General features: G+C 60.9%; 6 protein-coding genes and 1 rRNA gene. 2 read left to right on the top strand and 5 right to left on the bottom strand.

The features are described from left to right. The first annotated feature begins 66 nt into the window (after positions 1-66). Positions 67-273: a DUF6124 family protein gene (locus ACIPY9_RS14975; RefSeq protein WP_400702516.1), complete on the top strand. Its 207-nt coding sequence runs from the start codon at positions 67-69 to the stop codon at positions 271-273. Between the two features lie 19 nt (positions 274-292). Here ACIPY9_RS14975 and mmsB read toward each other — a convergent pair whose 3' ends face one another. From mmsB to recC, 4 genes are all read right to left on the bottom strand, one after another. After that, positions 293-1,180, bottom strand: a complete 888-nt coding sequence (gene mmsB / locus ACIPY9_RS14980; protein WP_400702519.1) for a 3-hydroxyisobutyrate dehydrogenase — start codon at positions 1,178-1,180, stop codon at positions 293-295. A 130-nt stretch (positions 1,181-1,310) separates the two neighbouring features. Beyond that, positions 1,311-3,395 (bottom strand): exodeoxyribonuclease V subunit alpha, encoded by a 2,085-nt coding sequence (recD, locus tag ACIPY9_RS14985; protein WP_400702522.1) that lies wholly within the window; start codon positions 3,393-3,395, stop codon positions 1,311-1,313. Then, complete coding sequence (gene recB / locus ACIPY9_RS14990) at positions 3,392-7,093, bottom strand: exodeoxyribonuclease V subunit beta (RefSeq protein WP_400702525.1); 3,702 nt, start codon at positions 7,091-7,093, stop codon at positions 3,392-3,394. The genes recD and recB overlap by 4 nt, the downstream gene beginning before the upstream one ends. After that, positions 7,090-10,566, bottom strand: coding sequence for an exodeoxyribonuclease V subunit gamma (gene recC, locus ACIPY9_RS14995; protein ID WP_400702528.1), 3,477 nt, complete (start codon positions 10,564-10,566; stop codon positions 7,090-7,092). Before recC ends, recB begins: the two co-directional genes overlap by 4 nt. A 250-nt stretch (positions 10,567-10,816) precedes the next feature. Here recC and ACIPY9_RS15000 point away from each other — a divergent pair, with 250 nt between their 5' ends. Further along, positions 10,817-12,655: an ATP-binding protein gene (locus tag ACIPY9_RS15000; RefSeq protein WP_400702531.1), complete on the top strand. Its 1,839-nt coding sequence runs from the start codon at positions 10,817-10,819 to the stop codon at positions 12,653-12,655. A 138-nt stretch (positions 12,656-12,793) separates the two neighbouring features. On the opposite strand, the gene rrf is transcribed toward ACIPY9_RS15000, so the two are convergent. Further along, positions 12,794-12,882, bottom strand: a 5S ribosomal RNA gene (gene rrf / locus ACIPY9_RS15005); the annotation flags it as partial.

Consider the following 12,882-nt stretch of genomic DNA (forward strand, 5'->3'; position numbering starts at 1 on the left):
CCCTATTGCGCCGCGAAATCCGGGCCTCTAGGCTCCGTTGTCGCTTCACTCACCGTCGAGTTGCCCATGCCCGAAATCAAACCGTTCATCGTCAACGAAGCCCTGAGCCATCAAGACGCACTCAATCATGCCTCCGACCTGCTGCGCTGCATCATCGCAACCGCCAATGAAGCCAGCGACAGCCAGAACCATGACCTGACGTTTTCGATCCTTCACCTGGCACAAATGGCCAAGGCCATGGTGGACCGCTCGCTGGACGCGATGGTGGCATGAACGCTAGGCCCCCGTGCGCTCACTCCGGACGCACATAACCCTCGACTATCGCCGAAAAGTCCTTGTGGCCGTCCCCGCGCAGGTTCATGGCCTGATACAACTGATGGGCAAGCGCCCCCAGAATGACAGGCTGATGGGCCGTCTTTGCCGCTTCGGTCGCCAGCCCCAGATCCTTGAGCATCAGTTGCGCCCCGAAACCACCGGTATAGCCTCGCGACGCCGGTGCCGTTTCCACGATACCCGGCCAGGGGTTGTAGAACTCCGAACTCCAGCAACGCCCGGTCGATGTGTTGATGATTCCGGCCAGTACCTGAGGATCGATGCCCAGCGCATTGCCCAGTGCCATGGACTCCGAAATACCGATCATGGAAATGGCCAGCAGCATGTTGTTGCAGATCTTGGCGATCTGCCCGGTGCCCACCTCGCCGCAATGGACAATGTTGCGCCCCATCTGCGCCAGTACCGGCTTGAGCACGGCAAAGTGGTCTGCCGTACCGCCCACCATGAACGTCAGTGTGCCAGCCTGGGCACCTGCCGTTCCGCCGGAGACGGGCGCATCCCCGAGCACGACGCCTTGTCTGGCCGCCTGGGCAGAAATATCCCGTATGGTCTGTGGATCGATGGTACTGCAATCCACGGCAGGCACACCGGCTGCAATCCCTTCCAGCACGCCATCTTTATCCAGATACACGCTGCGCACATGCGTGGCGGCGGGCAGCATGGTGATCACCAGTTCGCTCCCCTGAGCCGCATGCCTGGGGGTTTCCCGGATGCTTGCTCCCTGGGCCGCCAGTTCGGCCAGGATGGTTTTGTTCAGGTCGCACACCTGCAACTGATGTCCCGCCTGAATCAGATTGCGCGCCATGGGTGCCCCCATGTTGCCCAGACCGATGAATGCGATTTTCATTGTTGTTCTCCTTGGCAGGTTGGCTTGCAATACCGTCAGTTCAAGTACGTCGAGTATAGAAGAGGCCTGCCGGGAGATTATGAGGATGGGCTTCGCGCATGAGTTCGCGGCCACCAGCCCGAAGCACCACTCACAGCCCCAGCATCAATCCGCTCAGGCGTTTGACCTTGCGACGCAGTGCATCCTCGAACACGCCCTTACGCGGCTCGATCAGACTGAACCAATGCCTGGCGCGAGTGATACCGGTGTAGATCAGTTCCTTGGTCAGCACCGGATTCAAGGCTTCCGGCAGTATCAAGGCGGTATGTGCGAACTCCGAACCCTGGGATTTGTGGACAGTCATTGCATAGACGGTTTCCACATCGTTGAGCCGGCTGGGCAGCACAAAACGCACTCCGTCACTGCCATCGTTACGAGGGAAGGCCACGCGCAAGACCTTTTTGCCGTCCCCCTCGCGCTCAGGCAGGTACAGGGTAATGCCGATGTCGCCGTTCATCAGGCCCAGGCCGTAGTCGTTGTGTGTCATGAGGACCGGGCGGCCTTCGTACCACTGCTGATCCTTTTCGATCAGGTTCGCGCGGGACAAGGCTTGAGTGATGCGCTCGTTCAAGCCCTCGACGCCCCATGGCCCCTTGCGTACGGCGCACAGCAACTGGAACTCATCGAAGGCCTTGAGCACCGAACGCGCCCAGCGGGTCCAGCAGTCGTCGTCCAGTGTGGGGCCATCGGCAGGTCGCTGCCCTGTCAGCACACCGAGATAATGACGATAACCTTGCGGACCGCCGTCATGACCGTCGAGCAGCAGGCTATCAAGACGCTGATCCTGCTCCCCCTTGAGCGCCAGACTGAACAGGTCCTTGTGGCTGCCAGCCGCCAGCAGCGCACGGGCGTCCTGATCCCGTTGCTGGTTGACCAGCCGTGACAGCTGGCCGATGCCGCTGCCCTGCCCGAAACGACGCGAATGGCGCAGCATCACGACTTGTTGTGCGAGGGGATACTGCTGCACGTCGCCTTGCTGCAATCCGCTATGCCCCAGGTCTTCGCCACTGACCGACTCCAGCCAGGCCTGGGTCTGCGGGCTGTAGAAACCCTGTTCGGCATCACGGCACAGATCACCAAGCACCGCGCCAGCCTCGACAGACGCCAGTTGGTCCTTGTCGCCCAGCAGCACCATCCGCGCCTCGGCCGGCAGCGCATCCAACAGGTTGGCCATCATTTCCAGATCGATCATCGAGGCTTCATCGACCACCAACACATCCAGCGGCAACGGGTTGCCCGCGTGATGACGAAAGTGCCGCGTTCCCGGACGACTGCCCAGCAGACGGTGAACCGTGGTGACTTCGCTGGGAATCTTTTGCCGCACATCGGCACTGACATCCAGACCTTGCACCTGCTGGCTGATGGACTCGGTCAGACGGGCTGCGGCCTTGCCGGTCGGTGCGGCCAGACGAATGCGCAGCGGCTGCCCGCTCTGTACAGCTGGCGCTTGCAGCAAGGCCAGCAAACGCACCACGGTGGTGGTCTTGCCGGTGCCCGGCCCGCCGGTGATGATGCTGAAGCCACGGCGGGTGGCCAGAGCGCAGGCCAGTTTCTGCCAGTCGATCACGGCATCCGGCGCGGTACTGGCCGGCCCGAACAGCTTATCCAGACGCGGCGCCAGATCCTGAGGTGCACTGTCCGGCTGCGCCAGTCGCTGACGAAGGGCCGCGGCGATACGGCGCTCATAGGCCCAGTAACGACGCAGGTACAGGCGTCGATCAGACAACACCAGCGGTCGTTGCAACCCTTCCGGGCTCATGTCGTCGGCCAGTGCGACCAGAGGGCTGTGCGCCAGCACCTGGCACCATGTCTCGCCCTCCAGCGCAACCAGCAGTTGCGACGGCAGGAGCATCGGGATATTCAGCATGTCGCCTTCCGGCGGCAAGGACAGGGCGAAGTCAGGTGCCTTGAGCGTTTCATGAAGGTCCAGACATACATGACCGTGGCCCAGTTGATGGCTGGTCAGTGCCGCCGCCAGCAACACCCGTGAATCGGCGTGTGGATCAAGCTCCCCCAGAAACGCCACGAAGGCACGGTCCAGCGCCCGCAGCCAGCCCCGTTCTACCCAGCGCTCCAGCAATTGCAACAGGTCCGCGACACGGGTCAGCGGGCTCAGGCCTGCCAGGCTTTCAGCCTCCAGCGGCGTGGGTAACAGTTCGTTGAACGAACGGCTCATACGAAGGCTCCTGGCTCGGCGGTGTGCAGCGGGTTCCCCTGGAACAGCAGGTCCAGGCTTTCGATCAACTCACGCGGCGGTCGGGTGAAATACGCACCCTGAGTGTTCGAGCGGCTGCCGCGCAGGAACAGATACAAGGCTCCGCCCATGTGCCGATCGTAATCGTAATCGGCCAGACGAGCCTTGAGCTGGCGATGCAGTGCCAGCAGGTAGAGGACATATTGCAAGTCATAGCGGTTGTCGAGAATGGCCGCTTCCATGGCCTGCTCGGTATAGAACGTCTCGTCGCCACCCAGCCAGTTGGATTTGTAATCCGCCACGTAGTAACGCCCTTCATGCTCGAACGTCAGGTCGATGAAGCCTTTGAACATGCCGTTGAGTACGGCCGTCTGGGCCAGCAGACGCGGTGCATTGCCATGGGTGTAACGACACACGAGGTCGTCCAGCTGCGCCACATTGACGTGGCTGCTGGCAAACCAGAACTCCATCTCGACCCTGTACTGATTGGGCTGGTCCAGTTCAGCCAGAGCAACCGGCGTCACGTCGTTCCCCAGGCGCAGCGGCATATTGAGCAGGTTGTGCAACCATCCCGTCAGGGTATCGATCCAGCCTTTCCAGCCACGCCGGTTGCAACGGCGGGCGATGGCGTCCTTCAGGCGCTCCGGGTCATGGGCTATCACAGCAAAGCCTTCGTTACCCGCCCACTCCAGCAAGCCATGCAGGAAAGTACCGGGGTTCGGGCCACGGGGGAAACGATGTATGTCATCGCCACTGGCGAGCACTTCGCGAGGGGCCAGGGGGTCCGGTCGATCGTCGTCGAACAGTTTTTGCGCCTGCGGACTGTCGGGAGATTCATCGCCTCCCGTGGCCAGACTGTCTCCAATGCGCAGCGCACTGTAGGACGCGATCCACCAGTTTTCGGCAGCGCGACGCTTGGGAGCCAGGGCCTTGAGTAACCGTGCCTCATTGCGTGGCGGCCTGAACGTTTCGCTGTCTGGCTCGGGAACCGGTTGCAAGGCAATGCTCTCGCAGCCCTGGGCCAGATCGCGCAGCCAGCGCTGCACATCCGCCGACTCCGCCAGCGCCGCACCACCGCCCAGCAAGTAGCCGAGCGCCGAGCGGTGCAACATCGAACTGTTGAGATTGCCGCGTTTGAGGTCGGCAACCCCCAGCCAGCAGGCATGCTCGGAGCGGGTCAGGGCGACATAGAGCAAACGCAGGTCTTCGGCCAGACGCTCGTCGTCAGCCTGTTCAATCAAGGCCTCGGTCGGTTGCAGGCTGATCTGTGCATGACCGTCGGCATCGTGAAACTGCAAGGGCAAACGGCTGCCATCCACCGGCTTGGCTGAACAGATGAAGGGCAGAAACACCAACGGATACTGCAAGCCCTTGGACTTGTGAATGGTCACGACCTTGACCAGTTGTTCGTCGCTCTCCAGACGCAGGATCTGCTCTTCCGCGGCCTGACCGGACAAGGCCAGTTGCTCGCTCAAGTGCCGGATCAAGGCCTGCTCGCCATCCAGTTCGGCAGCGGCCTGTTGCAGCAACTCGGACAGGTGCAGCAGGTTGGTCAGCACCCGCTCTCCCTCATTGCGCGCCATCAGGGTCTGGGGCAAGGCGAAGTCGTGCAGCAGATGACGCAACATCGGCAGCACGCCTTGCCTGCGCCACAGGGTGCGATAGTCCCGGAACTGCATGACACGCCGTTCCCACGCCAGCTCGTCCTGATTCAAACGCTCAAGCTCGGCCAGCGGCAGGTCCAGAGTGATGCAGGCCAGCGCGGCCCGCAGGAGACGCTCGGCATCCGGCTCGGCGCAGGCTTTCAGCCAGGCCAGCAGGTCATGGGCTTCCTGAGCCGCGAAGACCGAGTCCTTGTCGGAGAGGTAAACGCTGCGCACACCTCGGGTCGCCAGTTCGCTGCGCACGGCCTGGGCTTCCTTGCCATCGCGTACCAGAACGGCAATGTCGGCAGGCAACAGTCCCCGCAGCGCCTTGTCGGGCGTCACAAAACCGGTATGGCCCTGCTGTCCGCCATTGAGCAGGCGAACGATTTCACTGGCACAACTGGCCGCCAGTCGCTGTCGATAAAGAGTGCCGGATACAGGCTGATCGCTGGGCAGATGCCAGATCGTCAAGGCCGACAGCGGAGCCCCTTCGACTTCCAGCCGCTCCTTGCGGCCCTGGGCAAGCGCCCTGGTGAACGGCACCGGATTGTTGTCGCCCTCACGGAACAGAAACGCACCACGCCCTTCGGCACGCTGCTCGGCCTGATCGAAGATGTGATTGGCCGACTCGACCATGGCATGACTGGAGCGGTAGTTGGTGTCCAGCGTGTGCCAGCGCCCGGTCGTCGCCGTCCTCGCCCGCAGATAGGTGTAGATGTCCGCCCCGCGAAAGGCATAGATCGCCTGCTTGGGATCGCCGATCAGGAACAGCCCTGTGTCCTGGTCGTTCTCTTCAAGCCGATAGATACGCTCGAAGATCCGGTACTGCACCGGGTCGGTGTCCTGGAACTCGTCGATCAGCGCTACGGGGAACTGCTCGCGAATCAAGGTCGCCAGACGCTCGCCGCCACTGCCTTGCAGCGCGTTGTCGAGCCGGAGCAGCATGTCGTCGAAGCCCATCTCGGCGCGTCGGCGTTTTTCTTCCTCAAAGCGTGCGCTGACCCATTGCGCCGCATGTTGCAGCACAACGGCATCGGGTCTGGGCAGCGCGTCCAGAGCAGCCTTGAGCTCAAGCATGGCTTCAAGTGCCGGGTGCGAAGGCGGATCGCTCTTCCAGGCTTCGGCCATTCCGTCCGGGGTCAGGCGGGTAAAGCCGGTGCCCAGTTCGAGGGCCTCCTGGGTTTCGTCCGCAGCCCAGGCCTTGAGCTTCTCGAACCAGGGAGCAAAGTAACGCTCCTGCATCTTGCGGCCATCGACCACCTTGCGTTTTACGCCATCCAGGCAAATCGCATGCAGCTCGTCAGCCCAGTCGGTCCAGGGCGCTTTCAGTGATTGCAGTGCTTCCCGACGCTCTTGCAGTGACGCCAGAATCAATTGCGCCGGCTCCTGAGTCACCGGGCTGCGCTCACGGCCGAACAGGCCGCGTATTCGGGGCAACAAGGCGGCCGGGCCACCCCATTTTTCACGCACCCAGTCCAGGACCTCGCCCTGCATGGGGTAGCAGAACAGTCGCCAGTAATCGCGCAGCACTTCTCCCAGCAAATCGCTGTGATCGGTTTCCAGGGACTGGGTGAACAGGCTACCACTGTCGAAAGCATGCTCACGCAACATGCGCTGGCACCAGCTGTGGATGGTCGAGACTGCCGCCTCATCCATCCATTGCGCCGCGATGTCGAGCCGGTTGGCACAACCTGCCCAGATGTCTTGACTGAATTGGGCTCGCAAGTCGGCAATCAAGTCGTCGGGGGCAGCGATTTCGTCACGGAAGAAACGGGCCGCTTCGGCAAGGCGGGTACGAATACGGTCACGTAGCTCCTTGGTCGCGGCATCAGTGAAGGTCACCACCAGAATCTGCGGCGGCAGCAGTTCGCGGCCAAAGGATGTGGTTTCATCCCCATGCCCAAGTACCAGTCGCAGGTACAGAGCCGAGATGGTGAAGGTCTTGCCGGTACCGGCACTGGCTTCGATCAACTGGCTGCCACGCAGAGGAAAGCGCAGCGCCAGAGGAACGGTCGACTCGTTCGTGATACTCATGCGCGAGCCTCCTCATCGGACAGCGACTTCCAGGGGGCCTCATGAACCGGTTTGTAGAGGGCGTCGCACCACCCGACAAACTCCTCGCTCTCCATCAAGGCATCGAAATCCGGGAACTGCCTGGCCAGCGCAGTGCTTTCGCGGCGTTCACCGTCGCTGTTCTGACCATCCCCTTCATACGCCTTGCGTGCAGCCGCCTCGGCCTTGTCCAGCGGTTGCCCCAGCCAGGCAAAGGCGGTTTTGGGGGCCACCGGCAAAGGTTGCTGCATGCCGCACAACCAGGCGGTCAGCAGGTCATTCAGCATGGCGCTGGCAGCGTCCTTTTCCAGCGGTGCCAGCAAGAGCGTTTCATCGGTGGCCACCAACGCCGTATTGAGCGACAAGCCGCAGGCACTGGCCACCAGATGAGTGACCCAGGGGCGAATCAATCGATGCCATTTGCGGGTCTTTTTCGAGCCAATGCTGTTGGGGATGACCGAGACGATCAGCAGTTCATTCCGCGCATTGCCATGCAACCCGCCCAGCCAGCCATCGAGGCTGATCCGGGAGTGGGCAAAGCGGATGGGTAACGCGCTGCTCAACGGTTCGGGCCATAGCGTCAGCAGCGCCTGATAGCGCTTGAGCACATCCGGCAATGGCTCGATCAGTTCCGCCTGCAGGCAGGTACCAAAACCCGCCATGGGCAACAACCCGCTACCCTGGAGCTTGACGGCCTGTGCCTGTAACGCGGCATCGCTATCGTCCGGACTGGTCAGGGCAGCGGCCAGCAGACTTTCACTCAGGCTGTAACGCTCGAGGGCGTCCAGCACGAAGGGCTCTTCGTCTGCCAAAGGCGCTTCGGCCGTCTCGAAATAGATCTTCAGGCGCTGACTGAAGAAATGCTTTACAGGGTTTCTCAAAAAGTCCTGTAACTGGGCGATGGTCAGCGGCTCATCCTGCTCGTGGGGCGGCAAGACAACGGAGCGGGCCACAGCCTCCCTGTCCTCATGAAGCAACCTCCACTCGCTGGCAAAACTGAAATACCCCGTACCTTCATGGAAATAACTGGCACTGAAAGGTTGTAACGGATGGTGCAAGGTCAGGGCCTCGAGCAAACGCTCACCAGGGTCTTTCTGGCTGTCGGAGTCCTCGTCCGGAACGAGCTTCCAGCCTCCGGCCAGGTGATCGCGCAATTGACCGATCAGCACTGAAGCCGGACGCTCACTGTTGTCACGAATGCTGCGGCCGACCCAACTGACATAGAGCTGATCCCGGGCCGACAGCACAGCCTCGAGCAGCAGGTAACGATCATCCTCGCGGCGGGAACGGTCACCGGGCCGGTAGTCACTGCCCATCAGGTCGAAATCCAGTGGCGGCTGGGCACGCGGATAATCGCCATCGTTCATGCCCAGCAGACAGACCACCTTGAAAGGAATCGCACGCATGGGCATCAAGGTGCAGAAATTCACCGATCCGGCCAGAAAGCGCTGGGTCAGACGGCCCTGGTCCAATCCGGCCAGCCAGGCTTCCCGCACCACCGTGAGCGGCAGCTCATCGAGCAGGTCCACCGTCTCGCAGGTTTTCAACCAGTTCTCGCGCAAGGCTTCCAGCTGGCCCAGCAAGTAATCGTCATGCTCGCTTTCAGACTGGAAGAAAGCCTGCATGAGGACATTCAAGCGCTCTCCCCACTCTGGCGGCGTGGCAGGCAGAGACAATTCAGCGTGAGCAATCTGCAGGGCCTCGATCAACGCGACCAGCGGGCCAATCAACGCCGCATCCAGCCCGCCGATTTCGTCATAGGGTTCAATGCCGTCATAGGCCGCACCGGCACCGACCGCATACCCCAGCAGCATTCGGCGCAAACCGAAGGACCAACTGTTCTGCTCAAGCCCTTCCGGCAAACCAAGCCCGGCACGTTGCCTTGCATTCAGTCCCCAGCGCACGCCTGCACCTTCGATCCAGCGGTGTAGGGTCGGCAGATCGCGTTCATGGATGTTGAAACGTGCGCGCAAGGCTGGCACATCAAGCAAGTCCAGGATTTCGCTGACCGGAAAGCGGCTGTCGGGAAGCTTCAACAAATGCTCGACCGCAATCAGCAGCGGTTCACGACCACGCTGCCCCTGGTCCGCCAGAGAGAAAGGAATGAAGCGCCGGTCCTCACGCTCAATCTGCCCGAAGACGGCTTGAATGTGCGGGGCATAGCTGTCGATGTCCGGGACCATGACGATCACATCCCGTGGACGCAGGTCCGGGTCCCGGCTGAAACGGGCCAGAAGCTGATCGTGAAGCACTTCGACTTCCCGTTGCGCGCTATGGGCGACATGGAAGCGGATTGAGCGGTCCTGCAGAGGATCGACGGCCGGCCAAAGCGCACGGGTCTCGTCGAGGGGACGCAATTCGAGAATGTCGTCCTGCAACTGATTCAGGATGTTCCCGGGATCGCTCTCACTGAACAGGTCGATGCGCTCATCCTTGAAAGACGATCGGTAGCTGCTGGGTTCATCGTGACTGTCGAGCAGATTGATGTAGTCACGGCCTTGCTTGCCCCATGCGGCAAGCAGAGGGTGGGCGTGCTGGTGCAAGGTCTGTGGATCAAGAGCCAGTGGCATACCGTCCTTGCGAGCCTGACGCTTGTATTGATGGCGGAGCAGGTCCTTGTCGGCCACGATATCGGCCCAGTGGTGACGGCATGGGTTATGAACACACAGCAGCACCTGGCTGAACGTCGACAGCCCGGCCAAAGCCTCCAGCGCCTGAGCTGGCAGAGAAGATATGCCAAAGACAATCACCCGGGCCGGTAATCCCGCTGGTGCCTCGCTCAAGGTTGCGATGCGCTCCAGGAAACGCTGATGAACACCTGCCCGGCTCTGTGCCATGCCTTCTGCACCGACATCCTCCAGCAAGGCACGCCACAGTTCAGCCTGCCAGCCATTGGCGGCACTCAACGCCTTGGCTTCACCCCGGACATTGCGCAATTGATGACGCCCCGCAGCCCAGTCTTCAAGCCAGTCGGCGCGGTACACCTGGTACTGGTCGAAGAGGTCCGCCAGACGCTCGGATAATTGGTAGCGTTTGCGAAGATCGGTGTCCGCCGTCAGAAAGCGCTGTAGCGGCTCGAAGTGAGGCCGGTTGATCAATTGCGGCAAGAGACGCATCAGCCGCCAGGTCAACGGGGCCTTGTCGAGCAGAGAGACTTCCGGAATTTCATCACGCCCCAGTACGGAACGGTACAACTGCCACATGAAGCTGCCCGGAAGCTGAACATCTATTGCCGCCGCGATGCCGCAGCCGCCCTGGTCCTCATCCTGCGAGTCTTCGGCCAGCGCCAGTTTGAGCCACTGAGCGATGCCATTGCTTTGCACCAGAGCAATTTCGTTCTCCAGCGGAGCCAAGGGGTAGCGGCGCATCCAGGAGACGACCAGACTGCGCAGTTCATCCGGACGGTTGCCGTGAACCACCATGAAACCGGCGTTCAGAGAGCTTGTGACGGGCATGCATGCTTCCTTGACTCGAACGAGTAAAACCTGAGGCGGAACCTTAAGGGCAAGCGCTTTCGATTGCCATAAGCAATCCACCACAATTATGGACAACCCGTGGAAACGGGCAGGTACCGGCCGTGCCTTCCATCATGACAGTTTCTTGAACATTGAAATGACGTTCATCGCCGGACGGACAATCGCGTCGCACCCGGAAACGTTTGCTGTTAGGCTGCATTGCGCTCAATTCCGCTCCACAGGAGCCTCCATGCCAGCCCTACATGTCGCCTATTCGGTAGAACGTCCAGCTACCTCTTCCAGAGCATCCGACAATGATCTTTCCGACATTGATCTGCTGCACAGCATCAGTGTCGAGCTGATCGGCGAACAGGACCTCACGGCACTCTACGGCAAGATCGTGGATGCGGCGGTATCGATCACCGGCTCTCAGTTCGGAACGATGCAGTTGCTCTGCCCTGAGGGGCATGCCTCGGGGCATGGTGGCGAGCTTCAACTCCTGTGTTCGCGCGGGCTGCCAACCGAGGCTGTCGGGTTCTGGCAGTGGGTCAGCCCCAACGCTCACAGCAGTTGTACGATGGCACTCAAGCTCGGCCAACGGGCGATCATTACCGACTTCGAGCAATGGGCCGATATCGCGGGTACGGAAGACCTGCTTGCGTTCCGGCGCACAGGCATCCGCTCCGCCCAGACGACACCCCTGCTGTCGCGCAACGGCCATTTGCTGGGCATGATTTCGACCCACTGGAGCGAACCGCACCAGCCCTCCAGCCGGGACCTGCGTCTGCTGGATATCCTGGCACGACAAGCCGCCGATCTGCTGGAGCGCACGATAGCCGAAGAGCAACAGCACCAGACCGAAGCCAAGCTGCGCATCCTCAACGAGAAGCTTGAACAACATGTGGCCGAGCGAACGGCCAAGCTGATGCAGGCTGAAGAAAAGCTGCGTCAGTCGCAGAAGATGGAAGCGGTTGGCCAACTCACCGGCGGCCTTGCCCACGACTTCAACAACCTGGTCGCGGGGATTTCGGGCGCGCTTGAGTTGATGAACAAACGAATCTCTCAAGGGCGTCTGGGCGATGTCGACAAGTACATGGTCGCGGCGCAAAGTTCTGCCAAGCGGGCAGCAGCCTTGACTCACCGCCTTCTGGCCTTTTCTCGCAGACAGACGCTCGAACCGCGTCCCACCAACGTCAATACCTTGATGTATGGCATGACCGAGCTGATCCAGCGTACGGTCGGGCCTGGCATTCATTTAGAAACCGTGGGAGCCGCAACGCTGTGGCCTGCATTCGTCGATGCAAGCCAGCTGGAAAATGCGCTGCTCAACCTTTGCCTGAATGCCCGGGACGCCATGCCTGACGGCGGTCGAATCACAATTGAGACGGCCAACCAATGGATGGATCGCCATGCCGCTCGTGCTCACGGCATGGCCGAAGGTCAGTATCTCTGCCTGTGCGTAAGCGATACGGGCACTGGTATCCCGCCCGAAACCATGGCCCATGTGTTTGAGCCGTTTTTCACGACCAAACCGATCGGCCAGGGCACAGGCCTGGGTCTTTCGATGATCTACGGGTTCGCTCAGCAGTCTGGCGGGCAAGTCCGTATCAGCTCCAAAGTAGGGGAAGGCACTACCGTCGTCATTTACCTCCCCCGCTACCACGGAGAGGCATTCGATAATGAGCACTCATTGAGTGCAGCAGAAGAGACGGTTGAGCAACCTGGTGAAACCGTGTTGCTCGTGGACGACGACCCAACAGTGCGGATGCTTCTGGCGGATGTATTGAAGGAACTCGGCCATACCGTGATCGAAGCCGCGGATAGCGCAGTAGGACTCAAGCTGTTGCGCTCAGGCATGCACATCGATTTGCTGGTCACCGATGTCGGGCTGCCCGGCGGCATGAATGGACGGCAAATGGCCGACGCCGGACTCGAGCTGCGCCCAGACCTGAAGGTCTTGTTCATCACCGGCTACGCAGAGAACGCCGTCATTGGCAGCGGCCAGCTTCAACCTGGCATGCAGGTACTGACGAAGCCGTTCGCGGTCGAGAGTCTTGGTAGTCGGGTACGGGAACTGTTAGCTCTGTAGGCCCTGGCTCATTCTTATCGATACACGCTGAAGCCCCCTTGCGGGGCTTTTTGATGCGTGCAGAAAAAGCGTATTGAGTCTTTATCGGCCATAAAGACAAAACCCCAATTGCCTGCGCAATTGGGGTTTCGGAATGAATCTTGACGATGACCTACTCTCACATGGGGAAACCCCACACTACCATCGGCGATGCATCGTTTCACTGCTGAGTTCGGGATGGGATCAGG

The organism is Pseudomonas sp. NPDC089734, assembly GCF_044748865.1.
Lineage (GTDB): Bacteria > Pseudomonadota > Gammaproteobacteria > Pseudomonadales > Pseudomonadaceae > Aquipseudomonas.